23 protein-coding genes are annotated in these 24,449 nt (G+C 53.1%); 11 read left to right on the top strand and 12 right to left on the bottom strand.

The features are described from left to right. Positions 1 to 28: 28 nt before the first annotated feature. The 3 genes from ABYA77_RS06865 to ABYA77_RS06875 all read left to right on the top strand — a co-directional run bounded on the left by ABYA77_RS06865 (position 29) and on the right by ABYA77_RS06875 (position 4,326). Positions 29 to 1,147, top strand: a complete 1,119-nt coding sequence (locus tag ABYA77_RS06865; protein WP_372965213.1) for a GGDEF domain-containing protein — start codon at positions 29 to 31, stop codon at positions 1,145 to 1,147. A 69-nt stretch (positions 1,148 to 1,216) separates the two neighbouring features. After that, positions 1,217 to 1,663 carry a flavodoxin gene (locus ABYA77_RS06870; protein WP_372965214.1) on the top strand — a complete coding sequence of 149 codons (447 nt, stop codon included), beginning with the start codon at positions 1,217 to 1,219 and terminating at the stop codon, positions 1,661 to 1,663. Positions 1,664 to 1,779: 116 nt separating this feature from the next. Further along, positions 1,780 to 4,326, top strand: a complete 2,547-nt coding sequence (locus ABYA77_RS06875; RefSeq protein WP_372965236.1) for an EAL domain-containing protein — start codon at positions 1,780 to 1,782, stop codon at positions 4,324 to 4,326. Here the strand turns inward: ABYA77_RS06875 and tesB are convergent. The 3 genes from tesB to ABYA77_RS06890 form a co-directional block, all read right to left on the bottom strand. Next, complete coding sequence (gene tesB / locus ABYA77_RS06880) at positions 4,293 to 5,153, bottom strand: acyl-CoA thioesterase II (protein WP_372965215.1); 861 nt, start codon at positions 5,151 to 5,153, stop codon at positions 4,293 to 4,295. The two genes, ABYA77_RS06875 and tesB, sit on opposite strands and share 34 nt — an antisense overlap. Positions 5,154 to 5,296: 143 nt before the next feature. After that, positions 5,297 to 6,457 carry an NAD(P)/FAD-dependent oxidoreductase gene (locus tag ABYA77_RS06885; protein WP_372965216.1) on the bottom strand — a complete coding sequence of 387 codons (1,161 nt, stop codon included), beginning with the start codon at positions 6,455 to 6,457 and terminating at the stop codon, positions 5,297 to 5,299. Between the two features lie 16 nt (positions 6,458 to 6,473). After that, entirely contained in the window at positions 6,474 to 6,641 is a 168-nt protein-coding gene (locus tag ABYA77_RS06890) for a rubredoxin (protein WP_372965217.1), read from the bottom strand. 280 nt (positions 6,642 to 6,921) lie between these two features. Between ABYA77_RS06890 and ABYA77_RS06895 the strand changes: the two genes are divergently transcribed. The 5 genes from ABYA77_RS06895 (at position 6,922) to phoR (ending at position 11,084) form a co-directional block, all read left to right on the top strand. Continuing rightward, complete coding sequence (locus ABYA77_RS06895; protein WP_372965218.1) at positions 6,922 to 7,479, top strand: hypoxanthine-guanine phosphoribosyltransferase; 558 nt, start codon at positions 6,922 to 6,924, stop codon at positions 7,477 to 7,479. Then, positions 7,460 to 8,026 (top strand): chorismate lyase, encoded by a 567-nt coding sequence (locus ABYA77_RS06900; RefSeq protein WP_372965219.1) that lies wholly within the window; start codon positions 7,460 to 7,462, stop codon positions 8,024 to 8,026. The genes ABYA77_RS06895 and ABYA77_RS06900 overlap by 20 nt, the downstream gene beginning before the upstream one ends. Positions 8,027 to 8,093: 67 nt before the next feature. Further along, positions 8,094 to 8,978: a 4-hydroxybenzoate octaprenyltransferase gene (gene ubiA / locus ABYA77_RS06905; protein WP_372965220.1), complete on the top strand. Its 885-nt coding sequence runs from the start codon at positions 8,094 to 8,096 to the stop codon at positions 8,976 to 8,978. Between the two features lie 104 nt (positions 8,979 to 9,082). Further along, positions 9,083 to 9,775: a phosphate regulon transcriptional regulator PhoB gene (gene phoB / locus ABYA77_RS06910; RefSeq protein WP_372965221.1), complete on the top strand. Its 693-nt coding sequence runs from the start codon at positions 9,083 to 9,085 to the stop codon at positions 9,773 to 9,775. Next, complete coding sequence (gene phoR, locus ABYA77_RS06915) at positions 9,765 to 11,084, top strand: phosphate regulon sensor histidine kinase PhoR (RefSeq protein WP_372965222.1); 1,320 nt, start codon at positions 9,765 to 9,767, stop codon at positions 11,082 to 11,084. The genes phoB and phoR overlap by 11 nt, the downstream gene beginning before the upstream one ends. Here phoR and ABYA77_RS06920 read toward each other — a convergent pair. Beyond that, positions 11,081 to 11,977, bottom strand: coding sequence for a response regulator (locus ABYA77_RS06920; protein WP_372965223.1), 897 nt, complete (start codon positions 11,975 to 11,977; stop codon positions 11,081 to 11,083). The two genes, phoR and ABYA77_RS06920, sit on opposite strands and share 4 nt — an antisense overlap. 217 nt (positions 11,978 to 12,194) lie before the next feature. Between ABYA77_RS06920 and ABYA77_RS06925 the strand changes: the two genes are divergently transcribed. Both ABYA77_RS06925 and ABYA77_RS06930 read left to right on the top strand, forming a co-directional pair. Next, the gene (locus tag ABYA77_RS06925) at positions 12,195 to 13,424 is read left to right on the top strand and encodes a lytic murein transglycosylase (RefSeq protein ID WP_372965224.1); all 1,230 of its coding nucleotides are present in this window, start codon (positions 12,195 to 12,197) and stop codon (positions 13,422 to 13,424) included. Positions 13,425 to 13,448: 24 nt separating this feature from the next. Continuing rightward, positions 13,449 to 14,150, top strand: a complete 702-nt coding sequence (locus ABYA77_RS06930) for a pseudouridine synthase (protein WP_372965225.1) — start codon at positions 13,449 to 13,451, stop codon at positions 14,148 to 14,150. Here the strand turns inward: ABYA77_RS06930 and ABYA77_RS06935 are convergent. Genes ABYA77_RS06935 through ABYA77_RS06945 form a run of 3 tightly spaced genes read right to left on the bottom strand, consistent with a single transcriptional unit; the run spans position 14,147 to position 15,926 of the window. Beyond that, positions 14,147 to 14,638 carry an asparaginase domain-containing protein gene (locus tag ABYA77_RS06935; protein WP_372965226.1) on the bottom strand — a complete coding sequence of 164 codons (492 nt, stop codon included), beginning with the start codon at positions 14,636 to 14,638 and terminating at the stop codon, positions 14,147 to 14,149. The genes ABYA77_RS06930 and ABYA77_RS06935 overlap by 4 nt on opposite strands. A 12-nt stretch (positions 14,639 to 14,650) precedes the next feature. After that, on the bottom strand, positions 14,651 to 15,577 hold the full coding sequence (pbpG, locus tag ABYA77_RS06940; RefSeq protein ID WP_372965227.1) for a D-alanyl-D-alanine endopeptidase: 927 nt from the start codon (positions 15,575 to 15,577) through the stop codon (positions 14,651 to 14,653). Positions 15,578 to 15,635: 58 nt separating this feature from the next. Next, a complete protein-coding gene (locus ABYA77_RS06945; protein ID WP_372965228.1) occupies positions 15,636 to 15,926 on the bottom strand; it encodes a type VI secretion system PAAR protein in 291 nt (96 codons plus the stop codon). Positions 15,927 to 16,121: 195 nt separating this feature from the next. Here ABYA77_RS06945 and ABYA77_RS06950 point away from each other — a divergent pair, with 195 nt between their 5' ends. Continuing rightward, the gene (locus ABYA77_RS06950; RefSeq protein WP_372965229.1) at positions 16,122 to 18,542 is read left to right on the top strand and encodes a xylulose 5-phosphate 3-epimerase; all 2,421 of its coding nucleotides are present in this window, start codon (positions 16,122 to 16,124) and stop codon (positions 18,540 to 18,542) included. A gap of 58 nt (positions 18,543 to 18,600) precedes the next feature. Here ABYA77_RS06950 and ABYA77_RS06955 read toward each other — a convergent pair whose 3' ends face one another. From ABYA77_RS06955 to rapA, 5 genes are all read right to left on the bottom strand, one after another. Then, on the bottom strand, positions 18,601 to 19,212 hold the full coding sequence (locus tag ABYA77_RS06955) for a Yip1 family protein (RefSeq protein ID WP_372965230.1): 612 nt from the start codon (positions 19,210 to 19,212) through the stop codon (positions 18,601 to 18,603). Positions 19,213 to 19,491: 279 nt separating this feature from the next. Then, positions 19,492 to 19,698, bottom strand: a complete 207-nt coding sequence (locus ABYA77_RS06960; RefSeq protein ID WP_058341996.1) for a cold-shock protein — start codon at positions 19,696 to 19,698, stop codon at positions 19,492 to 19,494. 264 nt (positions 19,699 to 19,962) lie between these two features. Beyond that, positions 19,963 to 20,343 carry a fluoride efflux transporter CrcB gene (gene crcB, locus ABYA77_RS06965; RefSeq protein ID WP_372965231.1) on the bottom strand — a complete coding sequence of 127 codons (381 nt, stop codon included), beginning with the start codon at positions 20,341 to 20,343 and terminating at the stop codon, positions 19,963 to 19,965. 14 nt (positions 20,344 to 20,357) lie between these two features. After that, positions 20,358 to 22,802 carry an acyl-CoA dehydrogenase gene (locus ABYA77_RS06970; RefSeq protein ID WP_372965232.1) on the bottom strand — a complete coding sequence of 815 codons (2,445 nt, stop codon included), beginning with the start codon at positions 22,800 to 22,802 and terminating at the stop codon, positions 20,358 to 20,360. A 136-nt stretch (positions 22,803 to 22,938) separates the two neighbouring features. Next, positions 22,939 to 24,449 (bottom strand): RNA polymerase-associated protein RapA (gene rapA / locus ABYA77_RS06975; protein WP_372965233.1); only part of this gene is annotated, 1,511 nt, incomplete at its 5' end.

Below are 24,449 nucleotides of genomic sequence, written 5' to 3' on the forward strand. Positions count from 1 at the left end.
GCTATTTTGGCGCATACTTGGAAAAAATGTGTCAAAAAGTACAACACAAATGCCTAATACCTCAGAGCCTAGCTACATACTCTCTACCGAACACGAAGAGAAACAGATTTCTCGCGTGCTGACAAACGTCTCGGGAATGGCTTTGTTGTGCCTGGTCGGCATCGGCGCCAAAGCCTGGTACTCTGGCAATCACACCCATGCCATCATTCTTTGGCTGTTTAACATACCTATTCTTGCAAATATGCTCTGGTTTGCCAGAACTAAAAAGCGGGAAGTACAAAAAGCCGGGCTGCTCACTTTTGTGGCCTTGTTGTTTTCCTACCTTATCGCCACCGGCGGAGAAACCAGTACAGGCCCCCTTTGGTTTTATGTACTGCCACCCCTGCTATTTTTCCTGACCAGCCTGAAGGGCGGCACGGCCATCCTTTTGTTCTGCTACCTGGCAGCCATCGTTGTATTCCAGTTTCCGGATTTGCCTGGCGTTACCGCCAGGTACAGCACAGACTTCAAAATTCGTTTTTTCGCCACGCTTATCTTTGAATCCATCTTCTGCTTTGTTCTTGAGGCCGCCCGGCAGAGCGCTCGCAATAAACTTGTCGCTTTCGCCCAGGCCCACGAACACGCTGCGCGAACCGACGAACTGACCGGCTTAGCCAACCGACGAGAAATGCTTAACCGGTTAAATGCTGAATTCTCACGATTCCAGAGAGCCGGGCACCACTTTTCTATTGTCCTGATTGATCTTGATCTGTTCAAACAGATCAACGATAACTACGGTCACGATGCCGGGGACCTGGTGCTGGAACAATTTGCTGAAGTAACCCGAGGTGTCATACGACAAACCGATATAGCGGCACGCTGGGGCGGCGAAGAATTCCTGCTCCTGCTTCCCGACACCACACTCCTGCAAGCCCTCGCGCTAGCGGAACGCCTGAGATCGGAAATAGCGAGTACCGAATTCAATCATAAAAACACGGTCATACCGGTCACTCTCAGCGCCGGCGTCTGCTCCATTTCAAACGTCGATTCCATCGATGAGCTGCTCAAACTGGCGGACATCCAGCTTTATAACGCAAAGAAAAGCGGTAGAAACCGCATTTCCCCACGGGTTCGCAGCCACGATCCGGAACCCCATCCGGCTACTTGAGCCTGACTATCCCGGCCGTTATGATCACTCGCCTGAACAAGCTCCAACTCATCAGGCAAAGGCACCAACATGGCATCAATCCGCATATTGACCGGTAGCGTGTACGGCGGCGCACTAATGACCGCCCGAAAAATTAAAGAAGAACTGGAACCGGAAGGTCACCAGGTAACCGTTCTGGAAGCCCCCACCTTGAAGGACATCACCTCCACCGACGATGCCATCCTTGTCTGCACGTCCACCACGGGCCAGGGTGAGCTCCCACCGAACCTACTACCATTCTATACAGATCTGAAAGATCAGCTCCCTCAGCAGCCAGGGCGCCCATTTGGCATCATCGTTCTGGGTGACAGCTCATATGGAGATACCTATTGCGGAGCAGGTGACCTGATGGAAGAAGCGCTCTATGAAACCTCTGCCCGCAAGGTAGGCGAAACATTAAAAATTGATGCCCTCGAAACTCTGGAGCCGGAAACCAAAGCGCTGGAATGGATCAGAGAGTGGATTGACAAAATTTGACCAACGGTTAAACAAATTTTCAAATCTCTTCAAGTTCTCGCTTGAGCCACCTCCGGCGACAGGCCATACTCTTGTGTAAGCGACAAGAATGACAAGAACGGTAACGCGTGAACCTGATGAAACCAGCCCGACTCCTGGCGGCTCTACTGCTGATACTGGCCACCTCGGTTCCAGCGTTTGCAACAGAGCTCTCCTATACCCCAGCCATGGAGTATATTCGGCTGCCTCCGGGGAATGAACTCACGCCCAGTCAGGCCATGAAATCGGAGGAATGGCGGGCAGTACCGGAAGAAACCCCTAATTTCGGCTACATCCACGATCATCTCTGGCTTCGTTTCCCGATTTCCGACCCAGACTTGAGCAACCTGATCGAAATCAGTTACCCGCCTCTCGATTTTATTGATCTTTATGTTTTTGACGGCGACAAAATCATCCAGCGTGAAAGCACCGGCGACCAGAAAATTTTTGCTGAACGGCCCATCCAACACCCTCACTTTCTATTTCCCCTCAGCCTGGAATCTGAAGGGCGGTATCAGGTCTTGATTCGGGTGCAAACTGAGGGCGCCATGCAAGTGCCTGTAAAACTCTGGAACAGCCAGAAGTACTTCGAAAAAGCCTCTATAGAGACTCAGCTGCATGCGGGCTACTACGGCATTTTGCTGACAGTCATCTGCTTCAACCTCTTCGTGTTTGTGGCGCTGAGGGAATCCGTTTACTTACTGTACACACTTTCCACCCTGGGCTACTTGCTACTGGTCGGCAGCTTGAATGGCAGCACTTACCAACTGCTCTGGCCCAACAGTCCAAGCATCCAGAGCATAGCAATAGCAGCTGTCGTCCCTATGGCCGTGGCCTTTTCATCCATGTTTTCCCGGGCCTTCCTGCGGTTAAAAACAACCAGCCCCATACTCGACCGTTTCATGCTTTTTACCATTGCCCTGAACTGGGGCCTGGTGCTTTTTGCTTTTCTCACAGATTACAGCACAGCAAGCCGGTTATCTGTTGCGGTGGCAATACCGAGCTGCCTGCTTCTAACCATTATCGGCCCCTTGCAGTGGCTCAAAGGCAACCCTCAGGCGGCCTATTATACGGTAGCCTGGGGCGCTCTGACCCTTGGCAGTGCGGTCACAGGCGCCAACAAAATGGGGCTGATTCCAAACAGCTTTATCACCACCTATGGCATGCAGATGGGTTCGGTGCTGGAAGCCTGTCTGCTTAGCCTGGCGTTGGTCACCCGGCTGTACCATGAGCGGCAGGAAAAATTAACCGCCCGCGAGGCTGAAATCAGAGCCCTTGAGGCCCGGCGAACTGCAGAACTTCAACTGATGAAACAGGCCCTCCACCACCCACTAACCGGCCTGCCAAACCGTAGCAGCTTCGAAATGCAGCTCAATGAGCTGATACAGAAAAATCCAGACAAGCGTTATGGCATCATCGTACTGCACCTCAACAATCTGGCCCCGGTTACTAAAACGTTGGGTCATCGCAATACCGATCAAATTCTGGACCGGGCAGCCAAACACTACAATGCCGTCATGCGGGATGTACCCGGCATTCTGCCTCTTGAACAGAACAGTCAACACAATTACTACATGGCCCACTTCGACCCGCAGACATTCGCCTTCGTGGTTGATGCAGCGCTAACAGAGGCTTCTCGACGGAAAGTGGTACGATGCCTTGAAGAGGTCAAATGCCCCATCGATTTTCTGGGCATGCAAGTGCCTTTGCAGCCCCAGCTAGGGGTTGCCATGTATCCCGACCACGGAACGGATACCAGCACTCTGATTCGACGCGCAGTCATAGCGGAAGGTTCAGAGCGGGCCCAGGAGCGGGGCATGGCTTACTACAAGCCATCGAGGGATTCCTACAGTGCAGACAGGCTCACTCTGGTTTCAGAGCTTCGCCACGCTATCGACAACAACGAACTTACCCTGTACTTACAACCAAAACTTTTTCTGAAAACATGGGAAATCGCCGGATTCGAAGCACTCATTCGCTGGCCAAACCGTGAACAACCCATTCGCGCCGACGAAATCATTACCGTGGCAGAGCAAAGTGGGCTTATTAAGCCTCTCACCCGGTGGGTTCTGAAAGAAGCTCTGGAGATACGAAGCCGTCTTCTGGAGCTTGGCTGCGTTACAGGCATTGCAGTTAACATCTCGCCTAACAATTTGCGAGAACCCGATTTCGCCGTCTTTGTACGACACCTGCTAAAAAGCTACCAGTCGCATGTTGGCGCCATCAGTTTCGAAGTTACAGAAACATCAATGATGCAGGATCCCGTAAACTCCCTTAACGCACTGAACTCCCTTAACGAGGCAGGCATACCACTGTCGATCGATGATTTTGGTTCCGGGTATTCATCACTGTCCTACATAAAACAACTGCCCGCCAGCGAAATAAAAATTGACCAATCACTCATCACCGAATTGGCCGACCGGGAACAAGACAGGGTAATTGTGCAAACCACCATCGATATGTGCCACAGCCTTGGTTATACCGTTGTGGCAGAAGGGGTTGAGAATGAAGAGACCCTCAATTTGCTGGCTAAAATGGGCTGCGACCAAATCCAGGGTTATTTCCTGACCCGGCCGCTACCGTTTGACGAGCTGATTAAATGGCTGCCCGATCAGACCCGCCTCTCTCGAATCAGTGCTTCCTGAGTGGTTGAGGCCACCAGCACACCGCCCTGAGTATAGAAGTTGCCTCTGTTGAACCCTCTCCCTCCAGATGCACTAGGGCTGTCCTTGTCATACAGCAACCAGTCATCCATCCGGAAATCCCGGTGAAACCAAATCGCATGATCCAGGCTGGCCACCTGCATGTTTTTACTCATGAACGTTCGGCCATGGGGATTCATTGATGTCCCCAAAAAGCTAAAATCTGAAGCATAGGTCAGCAAGCAGCGGTGCAAAACGGGATCATCGGGTAAAGTCCCGGCCGCCCGAAACCAGTTCTGGCGATGGGGAGGCCCCTTTTTCGGCTTGAACGGGTTCACTGGATTCACCGGGCGAATCTCAATAGGCCGGTCACGGGTAAGCACATCCCTCAGCTTTTCCGGCACCTGATCTGCTATCAGCTTGCCCCATTCCTGCTCGGAACGCAGCGTATCCGGCGCTGGCGCTTCTGGCATATCAAACTGATGGCTCAACCCTTCTTCAGCATTCTGAAAAGACATCGACCCGGTCAGAATTTCTCTGCCATCCTGACGTGCAATTACCCGGCGTACCGCAAAAGAGCTGCCATCACGGACCCGCTGCACTTCGTAATCAATCGGCATACTGTGGTTGCCGGGACGCAGAAAATAGGCGTGCAGAGAGTGGCACAACCGGTCTTCTACGGTACGGCTTGCGGCCATCAACGCCTGCCCCAGCACTTGTCCACCAAAAACATGGGGGAAGCCCAAGTCTTCACTATCACCCTGGAAGTGGTCGTCACCAATAGGTGACAAATCCAGTAATTCCACCAGTTTTCGAGTTACTTCTAGCATGCCGGCTCCTGTTACATCATCTGAGAGCGTTAAATCAGCTTCTTAGCTTACGAATTAGTTTTCTACCCCAGGCGTAGGAATTTCGCAATGCTAAATAAAAAAGAAAGGAGCCACCAGGGCGGTATAACCCCGGAGGCGTAGACTCAATCCTGATGAATGGGAGGCACTTCTTTCGCGAGAGACTGTTTTTCAACCGCAAAGCGACCGGTGACGGCGAAGCCAAGCACTGCACCGGAGGGTGCCTTGAACAACGCCTTTACATCAGAACCTTCCTGTTCAGTATGCCACTCACCATCCGCACCTGCCGGTGGTGGGCATACAGCTGTCGGGCAACAAGGCGTTTTAACCATGATCGGCATGGTGCCATAACGCACTTGCGTATGCTCTCCCACCAGATTTTTTGCCAACGCCCTGGCGCTCGCCATTAAGGGCAACACATAAAGCAGAACCTGACCGTCGACTTCTGCACAATCGCCCAAGGCATAAACATCCGGCGCAGACGTTTCAAGCGCCCGATTTACCTTGATACCCCGGCCAACGTCCAGGCCTGCGGCTTTCGCCAGCTCAATGCGCGGGCGTAATCCCACCGCAGAGACCACAAGGTCGGCCTCAAGCGTTTCACCATTGCCAAGAATCAGCCTGACACCACCTTTCTCACTGCGATCTACACGCTCAACCACCGTACCTAAATGGAAACTCACGCCCAGCTTGGTGAGTTCATGCTGGACAGCCTTCGCTGCAGCAACCGGAAGCAGGCTTGGCATTACATAAGGATCGGGAGCGATCACGTCGACTTCGTAATCACCATTTCGCAGGTCATTGGCAAACTCACAGCCAATAAGGCCTGCGCCCATGATAGCTACCCGCTTACCACCATCCAGAGCTTTACGAAAGGCCCGGTAATCCATCAGGTCATTAATGGAGTGGATATGGTCCTGGCCATCACCAGCAATACCCAAGCGAATAACATCCGCACCCCACGCCAGCACCAGCTTACTGTAAGCAAGCCTCTCATCGCCCAAAATCAGTTCATGAGCAACGGTATCAATTCCCGTTACGGTGCTAAACGTACGAACTTCCACTCCAAGCTGCTCTGCCATCACGTCAGTTCCAGCCTGAGCCAACCCTTCAGCATCTTTACCTTTGGTGAACCCCGTAGACAGCATCGGCTTGGAGTAACTAACTCCGTCATCAGCAGTCACCATAACAACAGGAGTTTCTTTATCGAGCTTGCGCAGCTCTTTAACGAGCGAATAACCGGACAACCCTGTACCGACAATGACAATGGGCGCTTGGTGCGTCATGGTTCTGCTCCACTTATCAGCTGATTTCGATCATCTCGAAGTCTTCCTTACCAACACCACAATCCGGGCACACCCAATCCTCAGGCACATCATCCCACAGGGTCCCAGGCTCAATACCATCTTCCGGCCAACCTTCAGCTTCATCATAAATCAGGCCACAAACCACACACTGCCACTTCTTCATAAAAACTCTCCGGTAATAATTAATTGGCCGAATAATATTGTCCTACAATACTTCAATCAAGCATAAATTACAGAGGATGCTCAACATGTGACTCGGCACAACGCTGCAAACAGTCGCCATAATACCTGCCGTACCCGGGTAGACCAATGCCAGAACCGACACCATGAACACGAGTTTTGTGCCAATAGCCGTAATTACAGATGCCGATCAGGCCATGCACCCTCCCTTCACACACACCGGTTCTGTATAATCGGCGACTTTTACGACAGGACCGACCGTTATGACCGACACCGTCGCTGAAATGAACCAAGTCATGGCTGAAGCCGACTGTTTGGTCAATGAACAGCAGGTAGACGCCGCCATCGACAGCATGGCGAAAGACATCACTGACCGTCTGAAAGACAGCAATCCTCTGCTGCTTTGCGTCATGAATGGCGGCCTTATCCTGACAGGCCAGCTGCTGCCAAGACTTAAATTCCCGGTGCAATCCGAATACCTGCATGCTACCCGTTATCGGCAGGAAACCACGGGCGGCATCCTGGAGTGGAAACTTCAGCCTGAAGCCGATATGAAAGGCCGCACCGTTCTGATTGTTGACGACATTCTGGACGAAGGCACCACACTCTGCGCTATTGCTGATTATTGTCTGGCCCACGGTGCCAGCGAAGTCCTGACCGCAGTTCTGGTCGATAAAGACCATAATCGCAAAGCAAAACCAGGCCTCAAGGCGGATTTCACCGGCCTTTCTGTCGAAGATCGCTTTCTGTTCGGCTACGGCATGGACTACAAAGGTTACTGGCGAAACGCTCCCGGCATTTATGCTGTCAAAGGGCTTTAACAGGGAGTCAGAGCGGATCATCCCAGCAACCCGTTGGTACCGCTCATTGACCGCAGCCGGGCTCGGCAACCCTGAAGTGCATGGGCCTGCCCGCCCATGGCTGAGAGTCGAAGGTTCATTCACCAAAGCCTTGCAGAAAAAATGCCGTTTCAGCTTTCATGTAGAGGTGATTCAGGAAGGCTTTTCTGAACCATCTTCCGAAGAAGCCCGTCGCCTGTCCATTCCTCCCAGACAATTAGCCTGGATCCGGGAAGTTCGATTGTGCGGAGATGGCCAACCGTGGGTACTGGCTCGCACAATCATCCCCCTCAGCTGCCTAGAAGGCCGCGGTCGACGCCTTCTCAATCTGGGCAACAAGCCCCTTGGAGCCTACTTGTTCAGCAATCAGGAATGGACCCGCGGCCCTTTGGAAACGGGCCTTTGCCAACCCCACGACTCAACGCAACCGCTGCTGGCTCGCCGCTCGCTGTTCCATAGGAGAGGAAGCTCTCTCATGGTCTGCGAATACCTCTTGCCGACACTGTACCAATCTGACGCGCGGGTTTAACCAGCACCTTACTGGTGGCTATAATCAGGACTCCACACCAGCGCCCGACAAACGGATGATAATCGCCATGTTGCAGAACGCTCTGCCCGAGCAGGCCCGGGCACGCTTAGCCGACTACGCAAAGCTTCTTCGTATCGACAGGCCTATTGGCACCCTGCTGCTGCTCTGGCCAACCTATTGGGCACTGTGGCTCGCAGGCAATGGCAGTCCTTCCCTGGCCAACATTGTCATTTTCACCCTTGGTGTGTTCTTAATGCGGGCAGCCGGTTGCGCTATCAATGACTTTGCTGACCGGGAGTGGGATCGCCACGTAGAACGAACACAGGACCGCCCGCTGACCACCGGTCGCATTCACGCCTGGGAGGCCGTTGGCCTGTTTTGCGCCCTATGTTTGATATCCCTCCTTATCGTCATCCTGTTCACGAACACTCTGACACTGTATTTATCTTTCGGCGGAGCTTTGCTGGCGTTTATCTACCCATTCATGAAGCGCCACACTCACTTGCCACAACTATTTCTGGGAGCTGCCTTTTCCTGGGCCATTCCCATGGCCTGGGCAGCGGAAGCAAATGAATTGAGCCAGATGACCTGGCTATTATTCACTGCCAACGTACTATGGACCGTTGCCTACGATACTTTTTATGCCATGGTTGATCGGGATGACGACATTAAAGTTGGCATCAAATCGACGGCTGTTCTGTTTGGTGAGGCAGACCGGGCCATTATTGCGATGCTGCAGGCACTGGTCGTTTTCATCCTGATTCTGGTTGGCCGGCAGGCTGATCTCGGAAGTTTCTATTATCTGGGCCTGACGGTGATGGCGGCGCTGTTTGTTTACCAACAGTTTCTGGCACGGGAACGGGCCAGAGAAGGCTGTTTCAAAGCGTTCCTGAACAATAACTGGGCAGGGCTCGCCGTATTTGCCGGATTGATTCTCGACCTGACGCTGTAACCGGCACCGATGTCATAAACTTGTAACAAAGACGCGTTGTAATGGGCCGGTAACAAACAGGGAGCCACTGACGAGCTCCCGGAGTCTGACACAGGTTAAACCTCATGACTGGAAAAACTGTCCTGATCGTTGACGATGAAGCAGCGATCCGTGAAATGATCGCAGTAGCACTCGAAATGGCTGATTACGACTGTCTGGAAGCCGCAGATGCCCGTGAAGCCCACACGTTGATTGTCGACAAGCAACCTGACCTGATTCTTCTGGACTGGATGTTACCGGGAGTCACCGGCGTGGAGTTAGCCCGACGCCTGAAAAAAGACGAGTCTACCGCAGACATCCCTATCATTATGCTGACCGCCAAAGCCGAGGAAGATAATAAGATTCAGGGGTTGGAGGTTGGAGCTGATGATTACATCACCAAACCCTTTAGTCCAAGAGAGTTAGTGGCCCGTCTCAAAGCCGTACTGCGCAGAGCAACCCCGGCAGGCGTCGACAGCCCGATTGAAGTAAACGGCCTGATTCTGGACCCAGTCAGCCACAGGGTCACAACTCCCGGTGGAGCCGTCAGCATAGGCCCAACGGAATACCGATTACTGCAATTCTTCATGACCCATCAAGAGCGGGTTTATTCTCGCGCACAGTTACTGGACCAGGTATGGGGCGGCAACGTTTATGTCGAAGAACGCACGGTAGACGTGCACATCCGGCGCCTGCGCAAAGTGCTGGGTGATGATTATGACTACCTGATTCAAACGGTTCGGGGAGCAGGTTACAGGTTTTCGAAGAATGCAGCATAACTGGTCCAGATACCTGCGCCTGGTTCTCGCGGGCATCGGTGCAACAACGTTAATCGGCTTTTACTTTGGCGAGCCTTTATACGGGTTACTTGTCGGCCTGATTGCCTATCTTTGGTGGACACTGATTCAGGCTCGCCGACTGTACCAATGGCTAGCCAACCCAGATACCCCTGACGAAGCCCCGCAAAGTATCGGCATGTGGGGAGGTATCTTCGACAGCCTGAACAAACTCAATCAGAACCACCTGAAGAAACAAGAAAAACTGCGCTCCCGCATCAGCCGGGTTCAGGAGTCTACTAACTCCATGCGAGATGGCGTCATCATGACCGATGCCAAAGGCGTGATGGAATGGTGGAATGGTTCCGCCGAGCACTTGCTCGGCTTCAGGCGCCACACTGACCGAGGCCAGGATATACACAATCTGATTCGTTCTCCGGCGTTCAAGGCCTACTTTAAGGCCCGGGACTACCAGGAACCCCTCGAAATCAACTCGCCCGCCAAACCACACATTCACCTGCAACTTCAAATCAGCCTCTTCGGTGATAACGACCGTTTGATTGTTGCTAAAGACGTAACCCGCCTGTTCCAACTGGAACAAATGCGCCGCGATTTCATCGGCAACGTATCCCATGAAATGAGAACACCATTGACGGTCATCAGCGGTTATCTTGAGACGCTGGTTGATCATGGCGACGAGCTTCCACCAAAATGGCGCAGGGCTGTTAATACGATGGCGGCCCAATCTTCCCGGATGGAGGCACTGATTACAGACCTGATTCTGCTGTCGAAAATTGAAACCGGGGAGCACACGGTGGATGAGACTCCTATCGATGTCGGGCTGCTACTAAACCAGATTTGTCAGGATGCCAGGGTTCTGAGCAGCGATAAAAAGCATCAAATCAGCATTAACATCACTGATCACCGACCACTGCGGGGTGACAGCCGACAATTAAGAAGCGCCTTTTCCAACCTTATTTTTAATGCGGTCAAATATACGCCGGCGGGTGGCGAGGTATCCGTCACCTGGACAGCCAATCAGTATGGTGCACATTTATCGGTCCGGGACACTGGCATCGGGATAGATCCGGTGCATATCCCAAGGCTAACAGAACGTTTCTACCGAGCGGACCCAAGCAGACACAAAGAAACTGGCGGCACAGGCCTGGGGCTTGCCATCGTCAAGCACGTCTTGATCAATCACGATGGAAACCTGGAGATTCACAGCAATATTGGCGCTGGCAGCGATTTCATCTGCCATTTCCCCTGTGAGCGCCTGGTTGAGGCCGAAGCCGGGCACTCGGCTGTTTAGCGATTTCCCGCCCGGAAGCGGGCAATAAACTTTGAAAGGTCCTCCAGTTTCTGGGGATCCTCATCCACAAAGCGAATCGTGACACTGACAAAATCCGTGTCCTGTCGTTTATCAACTGCCTGCAACTGGTGCACATAACCATTCAGGCGAGCCATGCTCCCCTCTCCCACATCTATATCCACCACGGCCTGATCAAGAATTCCCGGGAAAACCTGATCCCGTTTCGCAATTACCCGGACTTCCGTAAGATTAATATCTTTAACCACCGATTTAAGAGTGCTATCAGAAAACCTCACCGAGGCAATATTCATGACGCCACGGGTGGCCGGTTTTCTCGCTTTGGCAGAAGAATCCGCCCCCTGCATGAGAGGGGAGATGTCGGGTTGTACTTTTGCAGCCGGTTCTTTTTTTACTTCTGGCTCTTCCCGCTTTTGCGTGAGCAGTGCAGCAGACTCTTTAAACACCTCCGACTGGCCGCCAAGAGGGCTCCCACCCTGAGCCACGGCCTCTTGTAAACGCCGCCCCATCACCTTGGAGACCTTTTTACTGAGCCCTTCCGGACTGAAAGGTTTGCCCAGATACTCTGACACTCCCTCTTTAACCGCCTCAACCACATGATTTTTATCACCCCGACTGGTGATCATAATGAACGGTACATTTTGATACTGAGGTTGTTGGCGCATCCACTGCAACAGTTCCAGGCCCGACATTTCAGGCATTTCCCAGTCACACAGCACCAGGTCAAAGGTCGTTCTCGACATCAGCGACTGTGCACGGCGCCCATTCTGGGCATCAGTCATTTCAATAACGGGGAAACGCTGTCGCACGGTTCGTTTGATCAGATCCCGCACAAAACTGGCATCGTCCACCACCAGTGCCTTCAGGGTAGCCATATAAACGATCACTCCGGGTTTGTAGAATGCTTCAACTATAGAACATTCGCCCCATCTCGTGACCTACCCGCCACAAAAAGACAACAAACGCGACAATGCCATTAAACAATTGTCACCTGCCTGGCTATGCTGCACCATTTCCTTGAACGAAAAACGCGCTACCATGACCCCAACAAATACCCTGATACGGATTAAGAGGTTTCCTGTGGTTCAGCTAATGGCACGGACGACATTCCTACGCACATTCATCACTCTGTCATTTTTTTCCCTGACCTGTTCAGTGCAGGCGGAAACGACGGCAGAGCCAACCATGACAGAAAACGCCTTCGCCGAATGCAAGCAGACTTTGCACAGCAAAGCCATTAAAGCCGGCGTTAGCGAAAGCACCGCCAGCTCCGTAATCGCACAAACCAGTTATCTTGAACGGGTGATCGAATTAGATCGTCGCCAGCCGGAATTCACCACCACCTTTGCAGACTACCTGAATCGTCGGGTTAATGACGCCCGCATTAGCAAAGGCCGTGAATTGCTCGCCAGCCATAGTAAGTTGCTGGCACAGGTAACGGCCGAAACCGGCGTACCCGCCCCCTATCTGGTGTCTTTCTGGGGTCTGGAAACCAACTACGGCAGCTACTTCGGAAAAATGCAGGTACCCAGTGCATTAGCCACCCTGGCCTGTGATCCACGCCGTAGCACGTTTTTTACGGAGCAGTTCATCGCTGCCTTACAGATTATTGACGAGGGGGCCATTCCCGTTGAGCAGATGGAAGGCTCCTGGGCCGGAGCTATGGGGCATGTCCAGTTCATGCCTACGGTGTTCCTGAAGCACGCCGTTGATGCGGATGGCGACGGTCGGAGAGACCTCTGGAACAGCCTGCCAGATGCGATGATGTCTGCCGGCCGATTCCTGCAATCAATGGGCTGGGACGGAGACTATCGCTGGGGCCGGGAGGTACTGATACCCCGCAACTTCGACTTCAACCTTGCAGACGGGCGCCGCCTGTCTCTTGATGAGTGGAACAAACTGGGCATTACCGATATTTACGGCAATGCCCTGGCAGACGAGCCCATTCACGCATCACTCGTTGTTCCTAGTGGCCACCAAGGCCCTGCCTTTCTGGCTTACAATAACTTCCGCGTAATCATGGGCTGGAACCGCTCAGAATTTTATGCCATCGCCGTTGGCCATCTGGCTGATCGCATTGCCGGAGCCGGCGGACTGAAGAATCCTCCGCCCGAAGACCAGCCAACATTGTCCCGGGATCAGGTCATGCTGCTACAGAAAATGCTGGGAGATAAAGGCTATCCAAGCGGAAAACCCGATGGCATTCTCGGGTCCAATACTCGCAAAGCCATTCGAGCCTTCCAGAAAGCTCAAGGCATGATCGCTGATGGTTTCCCCTCCTCGCAGCTACTGAAGCAGCTCAACATCATCATTGAGAGCTAGCAGCAAAACCAGAGGCTCTTGGGAATGCGACTCGACCAATACCTTGCCACCTGCACCGGGCTTTCAAGAAAAGAAGCCAAAAAAGCAATTATCGGACGAAGAGTTCAGGTTTCCGGGGAGCTCTGCCGGTCAGCAAACACCCCGGTGGCCGAAGCCACTCTGGTGGAGCTTGATGGCTCAGTGCTGTCGCTTCCCAATGAGATTTACCTGATGATGAACAAGCCGGAAGGAGTGATTAGCGCCACGACCGATAGCAATCAACCCACAGCAGTTGATTTGCTGCCCACAGATATGGCCTCAAAGGTTCATATTGCCGGCCGACTGGATAAAGACACGACAGGATTATTACTGCTCACCAGCGATGGGAAGTGGTCACACCAAGTCACGTCACCCCGGCGTGATTGCCCGAAAACCTATCAGGTTCAATTGGCAGAGCCACTATCAAGCGATGCCCGGAAACAACTTGAAAACGGCGTGCTGCTGAAAGGCGAAAATAAGCCAACACGGCCGGCGATAGTCGTCAACTGTTCAGAAACAAAGATTGAACTGACGATACACGAAGGCCGCTACCATCAGGTAAAACGCATGCTGGCGGCGGTCGGTAATCATGTGGAAGGCCTGCACCGGGTGCGAGTCGGGGCTATAACTTTGGACCCGATACTGGAACCTGGCCAGTACCGGGAACTGACAGAGGAAGAAGTCCGGTCTATCCTTAACCCGGTTTAACCAGCGCTGTCTGTACGTTCAAACTTCTGTGCTTCAAGGTTTTTCCGCACAGCTCCAGCCTCAAACACTTCCCCGTTCATGGCAATGTACACGCCCGCTGGCAACAACTGTACCGCCGACCAGGCAAAGCCAATATTAAATATGGCATCGGTATGCCGCATTCTGGCTGGCTGCATCGCACCAGTAAGCACAATTGTTTTGTCGGGCACCGACTTCAGAACCTGGGCCGTCTCGGCCATAGTATCGGTACCGTGGGTAATCAGGATACGCTCGCTGGCTGTTTCAGTAACGGCATCAAAAATGGCGGCACGGTCTTCATCCGTCAGTTCCAGGCTGTCTTTACGCACCACCTCACGCAGGTCGTAACCCTCGTGAATATTGGACTCAGCCAGTAACTCAGGCAGCAGACTGTCGCCAACCTCAAACTGGCTGTTGGCATCAAAATACACCTTATCGATGGTACCGCCAGTGGTTAGTATCTGAATCATGGTTTACTCGGTTCAATGATTATTGGGAACAGCCAGACTGGACTGACGTAGCTCTGCGTTCTTTTCCTGCTCATAGCGTTTTGCTGCTTTAGCAACTGAACCAGATTCCCCTGTCACCAGCCACCGCTTAATTCGCCCAGCATCTCCCATCGGGGAGCGGGTACCCAAAGAGTCTAGCAGTACAGTAATGACATCCTTCTCGTCCATCTTTGACACCATCACCAAACAACGGCCGGCCTCTTTGAGATAACCGGTTTTACTCAGGGTTACACCCCAACGCTCGCTATGAACCAAAGAATTTGTATTGCCATAAGACAAACTGTAACGAGGCTTTCGGAACTCAGCACGAAAATAGCCTGTCGTGGAGTATTCGCGAATCTCCGGATGACGCAACGCAGCCTGAGCCAACAAAACCAGGTCGGCAGCTGAAGATACATTATCTGCAGACAGACCGGTGGGATCAACGAACCGGGTGTTTACCATGCCCAGTGATCTGGCTTTTTCGTTCATGGTTTTAACAAAATCATCGAAGCCGCTGGGAAAGGAGCGCGCTAAGGTGTAGGCGGCAAAATTCTCTGACGACATCAGGGCTATTCGCAGCACATCTTTCCTACGTAATCGGGAGCCAATGCGAATGCGGGTCCAGGCATTTGCAGCTGCCGGTAAATGGCGATCTTCGAAGGTCAGCCATTCGTTCATATCCAGGCCAGATTCCATAACCACCAGCGCCGTCATCAGCTTGGTGATGGAGGCCACCGGGACCGGACGATCGGCATGCTTACCAAACAGCAGGGCATCTTCACCCACTACGGCTGCAGCAGCACTCACTGAAGCCAGGTTGGGAGCGCCGGAACTGACTGCGTAGCTTGCTGAAGACCACAGGAGGCATAAAACCAACCATGAACACCCTGAGCGGCACCAATCAAACAATACTCTCATGCGACTATCTGCACTCCTGCTTAAGCAATTCCCGGTTCACAACACAGGACAGCTACCGTCATCCGCCAATAATCACTGTGCCACTGCCAATGGTGACCCCACCGCAGGAAACTGCACTGCCCGTTATTGCGGCTGGCACACCATTAATGGTTACCGTTGCGGAGCCTCCAGCTATCGCCCGGGGATGCGGGGGGTGTTTTGGTTTGGAGTGCGGCGCCAAAGGGTCGCCAAGCCGGGCAACAGGCTTGCCGTCAACCAACACATCCGGTGAGCCCGCAATAACCGGAGTAGGAGGGAAACCCGCATGATCCATACCAAGATCACCCAATAGCACAATAGCCTTACTCATTGTCTGATTCCTTTCAAAGATGAGTTAAGGACGCCATCCTATAACGAATTTCCGCCTAACCCAAGCCTGCATTCCTGCAGTTCGCAATATACCAAGCTATCTAAATGATGCAGATACTACTGACCTGCATCAATGGCCTCTGAGCCCTCAGCTATTAGACTATCCGAATTATCATTAAAGCCATGGAGGCTGATTATGTCTTCGCCTATTGAGCAATCCGATGAGCACAATATGGCAACGGTTAGCTCTGAATTCGAGCGTTGGCGGAAAGGGTATGGAGTATTCAGCCACTCCGATCAAACTGTCAAAAAAGTTCAGGCTCTTGCCATTAAGCTTGTTAATGCTGGCCTCCAACCTGATACTGACACCGTCTTCCGGAAACTGATTGCCCTGGACAAACTAGCCAGCGCAGGGCTCTGGCTGGTCGTACACATGACCTATTGCAACCGGGTTGATACTTCCGGAGCAGAGCTTACTCCTCAGGACTTTAAAGCGTCTCCGGAAGGCCATACTGGTGGAGCACTTAACATGGTGACCGCCTATGCTGCCTACCTTGCGTTAAACAACCTTACGGGTGAAACCCGAAGCTGGCTGATGGGGCAAGGCCACTGTGTGGCTGCTATTGATGCCCTGAACGTGCTGACCGGAAACCTCCATCCGGAGCAACGCGACCGATACCATTCCACCGATGGCCTATCCCGGCTCGCGTCTGATTTTTACAGTTACCGACAAAATCAGGATGGCACCACAGCCTCGCCACTGGGAAGCCACGTAAATCCTTATACAGCTGGCGGCATTATTGAAGGAGGTTATCTGGGGTTTGCCGAGTTGCAATACGCACACATGCCATTGCCCGGAGAATCTCTGGTAGCGTTTCTGTCTGATGGGGCCGCTGAAGAGCAGCGAGGCAGCGATTGGGTTCCCCGCTGGTGGCGGGCCGAAGATTGCGGGCAAGTCTTGCCCGTCATGATTGCCAATGGTCGCCGGATAGAGCAACGAACCGAACTCGGCACCCGCGAAGGACTGGAACGCTATGAAGAGCGCCTGAAAACCTATGGTTTTAACCCTGTTCGCTTTGATGGCAAAGATCCGGCCGCGTTTGTTTGCGCGCTGTATGATATGGAACAGGAGTTGGCAGCCGATAGCAGAGCTGCATTGAGTGGCGAGACCCCCTATCCGGCCCGGATTCCCTTTGGAATTGCGCAGACCGTTAAAGGTTATGGCTTTTATGGCGCAGGTATGAATGCCGCCCACAACCTGCCATTACCGGGCAACCCCCGTTTGGACTCACGAGTCCGGGCGCTGTTCCATGAATACGCAAAACCTCTGTGGGTTGCCCCAACTGAGCTCCAGCAAGCCGTTGCCGAGCTCAATCAGCACGACCAACAGAATCGACCACTTGAAAGGGATCACCCCCTGGCCACCCGAAATCCGGTCGAGCCCAGATTTCCAACCTTGCCGTGGGAGCAGTACAAAGCCATACCAATGGCCGCGGTTGATGATTTCTTCCGCAAATTAGTGACCGAAAATCCGGACCTGAGAGCCCGTGTCGGGAACCCGGATGAACTGGCCAGCAACCGTCTTAACGGGATACTAAAAGACCTGAAACACCGGGTGAATGACCCGGAAAGTGAAGAGGAATCGGTGCACGGCAATATAATCACCGCCCTTAATGAAGAAGCCGTGGTGTCGGCCTGCCTGGCCAACAAAGCCGGCCTGAACCTGGTCGCCAGTTATGAAGCCTTTTGTGTAAAAATGCTGGGAGCCATCCGGCAGGAACTCATTTTTGCGCGACACCAAAAGGAAATCGGTCGCCCTGCCCGTTGGCTCGGGCTTCCGGTGATTGCTACGTCTCATACCTGGGAGAATGGCAAGAACGAACAGTCCCACCAAGACACCACCTTCTGCGAAGCCATGCTTGGCGAAATGAGCGATGTATCACGCGTGCTGTTCCCGGCAGATTACAACAGCGTAATGGCCGTTTTGCCGTCGGTCTTCAGCGGGCGGGGGAAAATCAGCTGCATGGTAATTCCGAAACGTGAAAGACCCTGCATATTCAACGCCAACGAGGCCCAAAGCCTGGCCAGCCATGGTGCATTGGTTATCGATGAAGACACCTCGGCCGGCGAAGAACCATTACTGTTGATTGCCAGTGGCTCCTACCAGTTATCCGAGGCCATTCGTGCCTGTGAACGAATAAGGGAAACCGGTACTCCGTTCCGACTGGTCTATTTACAAGAGCCTGGCCGGTTTCGCCAGCCCAGGGATCGGATGGAAGCGGAGGTTTGCCTGAATGAATTTGAGCAGGAACGGTTGTTCCCACACCGCATGCAGCGGCGAGTAGCGTTAACCCACATGCGGCCAGAAGTTTTCCGTGGTCACTTGCACACGCTTTTCCCTCACCCGGCGCACTCACGGGTGCTAGGCTACATCAACCGAGGTGGCACACTGAATGCCAGCGGAATGCTGTTTGCCAACAGATGCTCCTGGGCCCATACCGTGGCCGCTTGCGCTGCAGTTCTGGAAAAACCACCCGGAGAATGGTTGTCGAGCGCTGAACTGGCCGCCGTGGAAGGCCGGGGGGACCCCTCAATAATAACCCGCAACCTGTCCTAGACAGGTTGCGGGTTAATTGCCCGTTTATACTATATCTGCAACAACACTCAAGGCGCGGTCAGCCACTGATGAACACCGGGCCAACACCCAGATTCCACAAGATCACCGAACCGACACGGGTCGATACCAGAACAACCAAAGCAACGGTCAGCAATGCACCGCCATACATCACCGCCCTGCCTTTCTCAATACCCATAACAATGGGCAAACCATCGAACATAAGCTTGGCGCCATAACACGCCGCCCCGAGAAAAATCAGAGCGTTAAACCAGGGAACCGGATATAACAACGCGAACCCCGCCAGAAACATTGGTGTGCAAGAATAGGCCGCAAGTGCAATGCCATTAGAAGGCACATGCTCTTCCTTGGCACCATAGGTTTTGGCCATCCAGTTAATGGCGTAGCCAAGGGCAAAGACACCCACCAGCATCGCGATGTATGTCAGCACACTCAGTTGAACCGCACTGATTTCAGTTAGTTTTATTAACCGTTCATTACCAACAGACCAGCCAAAATGAGCCGTAGAGATATACGCACAGACCGGCGCAATAGCGGCAAGCACCAGTACATAAGCTACATAAAGTTTCGTAGGATTTTCGTGTTCATTCCGGATCGATGCCCATTCCTGGCCAGGGTGGGTAAAAAGACCAAACGCATGAGACAGTAACATAGACGACCCCGCATTATTGCTGTTGTTAGTGTCGGGACACGGCACCTGAACTACTTCAGGCTTACAACCGTTCATACACTTAACTATAGTCAAGAATGACCATCGCGACAGGGTCGTTTGATTCGATTTTATTCATAGCCGGTAACTGTCAGACCATTTAGTTCTGGATACTCTGACGAACGCGACGAACAGCCTGACTGAAATCTACACTGCACTTTCCACCAATACGCAAAAAGGCAGCCGAAGCTGCCTTTTCTGATGTTCCTGAATCTTTACAGATTACAGAGGAACAACGTTCTCCGCCTGAGGACCTTTCTGGCCCTGAGTTACGGTGAACTCAACCTGCTGGCCTTCAGCCAGAGTCTTAAAACCAGAACCCTGGATGGCGCTGTAGTGAACAAATACGTCCGGGCCGCCTTCACGAGTGATAAAACCAAAACCTTTAGCTTCGTTGAAGAACTTAACAGTACCGGTAACAGTAGACATACGTAAACTTCCTGAAATCAATCATTTTATCTGCTGCCACACACCTCATTGGTGCTGGTCAGCGTGTATTCGGAAAAACTGAACTCGCGGGATCAAAAACAGGACGGCACTACTAAATGCGGAGGTACGTCTTATTCATGAACTGCTGTGCTAATCTTTCCTTCAGCAAACACTCTACTCTGGAAACTTCGGCTTGCCAAGGGTCTTTGTAAGAATTTGTGTAGGTAAAGATACCCAACACCTGACCGGCTATATCTCCAGAGATCAGCCCCTGACCAGCGCATAGGTCCAGAAGCCTAAAGCGGTCATCAGGACAGATCCGACTACGTGCACCAGAATGCCGGCTATAGCCACCGACCACTTACCCTCCTGAAGAGCCCCGAACATTTCCAAAGAAAAGGTTGAGAAGGTTGTAAGGGCTCCACACAAACCGGTAATCGCAAACAGCCGCCACTCCGGCGCCAGCGTACTACTATGAGTAAAGACGCCGATTAACAGCCCGGCCAGCCAGCCACCAGCCAGGTTAGCCACCAGGGTACCCCAGGGTAATACATGATATGAGGCGTTCAACCAGAGCCCCAGAAACCAGCGAAGGTTGGCGCCGATAACGGCGCCAACACTCACTGCAAGTGCAGATAACCACATTTCAGCCTAATCCCTTAAGCCGGATTATGAGCGATAAGTGTGCCCTTATTACGGGCAAACTCATCAAACGGGAAGTCATCCACGGTCAGCATTTCCAGAACCAGTGCTTCATACTGGCGCATGAAGTCTGCTTCTTCCTGACTGAAGACTTCCGCTTCAAGAGCTGCTTCAAAACGCTCTTCAGGATGCAACGCCGTCATTGGCAGTTCGCCTTTGGCGTAGGCCTTGTTCGCTTTACGATACAACTGCTCTGCTTTGTTGTAATCCTTGAGCAGGCTGTTGTATTGCGCCACAGGGTTCGGCACATCCCCTTCACCTTCAGTGGTCCAGGCACCTGCCATCAACTTGCTACGCAGCGGTGTATCTGTCGAGATCGCGCGGGCCAGCTTGCTGGTCAACTTATCACTCGGCTCAGCCCAGCAACGGCCAATCGGCAGAGTAATCACCCGCAAAGCTATAGCCACAGGGCGGCTGGGCAGGTTTTTGAGGAATTCATCCAACGCTTGTTCCGTGCGATGCAGCAGCAGGGTCATGCTGTACTCCATCAGCTCTTTTTCACCTTCCACCGGCTGCGCTTCGTGCCAGTTTTTCAGCACCATGGAACCCAGATACAGATTAGCCAACATATCACCCAGACGGGCCGAAAGCAGTTCACGCATCTTCAGCTCACCACCCAGGGTCGTCATGGCCGCATCCGCACAAAGGCCAAATGCAGAACTGAAACGAGCCAGAGCCTGAGCAAACTTTCTGGAAGCGCTGTCAAATGGCACGTCAGCCTTACCAATGGACAATGCCTGAGTGAAAGCACGGGCCGCATTACCAAAGACCAGGCCAGCATGGCCAAAGAAGGCTTCATCAAAGGCTTTGATGTCATCATTGTCTTTGGCAGCCAGCTCTTTCAGCACATAAGGATGGCAACGGATCGCTCCCTGACCGAAGATCATAAGGCTACGGGTCATAATGTTCGCACCCTCAACCGTAATCGATACGGGAGTACTGCTATAACCAATACCCAGATAGTTACGAGGCCCGAGCGTAACCGCTTTACCACCGTGAACATCCATTGCATCAGTCAGGATGTCACGTTGGAACTCGGTCAGGTGATATTTGAGAATGGCCGACGGCACTGCCGGCTTTTCGCCCTTATCGATCATATTGGCGGTATGATTAACGGCTGCTTGCGCAATGTAGGTCTTGCCAGCAATGCGAGCCAAAGGCGCCTGCACACCTTCCATCTCCGCCACCGGGGTGTTGAACTGACGACGAACACGAGTGAAGCCACCAGCTGTGCCCACCGCGTATGCTGCGGCACCTGCTGCCCCGGAAGGCAACGTAATGCAACGGCCAACCGACAGGCATTCAACAAGCATGCGCCAGCCTTCGCCTGCCATTTCCTGACCACCGATAATGTAATCCAGCGGGATGAACACGTCCTTACCCTTGATGGGACCGTTCATAAACGGCGAGCCAATCGGGCAATGACGACGGCCGATTTCCATGCCATCGGTGTTCCGGGGAATCAGGGCACAGGTAATGCCATGATCTTCGGTCTCGCCCAGCAGCCCATCCGGGTCAAACATCCGGAACGCCAAACCAACAACGGTTGCTACAGGGGCAAGAGTTATCCAGCGTTTCTCAAAATTCAGGCGAATACCCAGCACTTCTTTGCCATCCACTTCCTGCTTACAGACGATACCTGTGTCTGGCAGCGAAGTAGCATCTGACCCGGCACGGGGCCCGGTCAAACCAAAGCAGGGGATTTCACGACCATCCGCCAACCGGGGCAGATAGTGTGCCTTCTGTTCGTCAGTACCGTATTTAAGCAGCAGTTCGCCTGGCCCGAGAGAATTTGGCACCCCTACGGTTACCATTAACATTTCATTGGCGGCCAACTTTTGCAGTACCGCTGTCTGGGCTTTGGCAGAGAATCCAAGACCACCAAATTCCTTCGGGATAATCATTCCGAAGAATTTTTCTTTTTTCAGGAAATCCCAAAGCTCTTTAGGCAGGTCCGCACGCTCAACAGCCAGGTCCCAGGAATTGCACATAGCCATCGCCTGAGTACACTGGTTGTCCAAAAATGACTGTTCTTCCGCACTCAATCCGGTGTGACGGTTAATCAGCAGGTTGTGCCAGTCCGGGCGTCCGGTGAACAGTTCTCCATCCCAGCCTACAGTACCGGCTTCCAGAGCAACCCTCTCGGTGTCTGACACTTTTGGTGCCACTTTTTTGAACATGGCAAAGGCCCGGGGGGTCAGCCAGTTCATCCGGAATTGCGGCAGGCCTGCAGCCGCTGTCACAGCAGCACCGACAAACAACAACAAACTTAACCAGACAGAGCTCGACAGGGATAGCACCCCAACCACCAACATCACGCCGATGGCATGCTTGGCTCCAGACTCCCGGCGCATAACAAACAACAAGCCTGCCAGCGCCGCCAGAAACAGAATCAATGTCATTACAGGTTCCCTCTGTTTTCCATGGATCAGAGCCTTTGATGTATTCACCAAAGGCTTTTACAAATAATCGGTGTTCAACTTACCTTAACAGATGCCGGGTGCCAAATTATGCAGCCCCCTCAAGCGCTGGCTGGTCTCAGGCCGTCACGATCACCCGGATACCTTCCAGAGCCAGACTCGCATGGCGAATAGCTTCACGGGCAGCCTCCAGCTGATGACGCAGAAACTCTACCTCTTCATCTCGGATGGCCGGATTCACTCTTTGCAAAGCCTCCAGCCGACGGATCTCCGGTTCGAAACCAGCCTCAACCCGAGCCAACGCCTGTTCTTTCATGGGCGAAAGGTGCGGCTCCGCGAGCTGTTCAACGTGATTGACCATAGCTTCTACCTCGGTCCGGACTTTCGGCACGATAGCCTGGGCAGTACGACGGCGAATGTTGGAACACAACTCATTCAACCGGTCATGGGGCAACGCTTTTGACAGGTTACGACCATCCACATCAACCACCAGGCGCAGCGGTGACACTGGCAGGTAGCGGGTCAACTGCAGACTTTCCGGTGCAGGGCAATGAACGGCAAACACGGCCTCCAGCAATAAAGTCCCCGGTGGCAGAGCTTTTACCGACAGGCTCGCCAGCGCGGCTTTGCCCAGCCCCGAACTGGTTACAGAATCCATAACTCCGGTCACCATCGGGTGCTCCCAGCTCATAAACGCCATATCCTCACGTTTCAGAGCCTGTTCACGCTCCCAGGTAACGGTCAGGCCATCTTCCGGCAACTCAGCTACATGACCGGATTGATATTGTTCTCCGGGCTTGAGGATATCGGCATGCTCGCTATGGTCTTCAAGATCAACACCCAGAATATCGAAGGCCTGAATCATGTAATCACGGACCAGAGCAGAGCCTTCTTCTTTCTCTATTTCGCTGATCAAAGCCTCCGCTTCATCCCGGCGGCAAGAGTTCAGTTCGATCAGCGCATCCCGGCCGTTATGCAGCAGCGTTTTCAATCGGCGGGTTTCCTCTGCGCTGGCAGCCAACAAAGGCTCCAATGCAGACCAATCACCATCCAACACGGTCTGCCATTCAGCACTGACATGCTCATGCACAGCCACACCTACGGCACAACTTTCCGCAAAAGCGTTCAGCCCTTCGTGGAACCAGCGGTACTGAACCTCCTGACTGGTGCCCTGAAGATAAGGAATATGAATGCGGATAGCTTCTGTCTGGCCAATACGATCCAGGCGGCCGATTCGTTGCTCCAGCAAGTCAGCATTGGCCGGCAGGTCAAACAACACAAGATGATGAGCAAACTGGAAGTTACGGCCTTCACTGCCGATTTCCGAGCAGATCAACGCCTGAGCCCCCTGCTCAGTATCGGCAAAATAGGCAGCTGCACGATCGCGTTCTATCAGGCTCAGATGCTCATGAAAAGCCGCGCTGCGAATGCCGGCACGCAACTGCAGATAGCTTTCCAGCGCCATTGCTGTGTCAGCCCGGGCACAAATTACCACCACTTTGGCGGGACGCAGACTGGCCAGTTTTTTCTGAAGCCAGGCAACCCGCGGGTCTTCCGCCAGCCACTGCTCTTCCGGTGCTGACTGTTCCGGTGCCAAGCCTGTGTCGCCATGACGGAAGTCATCGTATA

This window comes from Marinobacter sp., assembly GCF_041595835.1.
Classification (GTDB): domain Bacteria; phylum Pseudomonadota; class Gammaproteobacteria; order Pseudomonadales; family Oleiphilaceae; genus Marinobacter.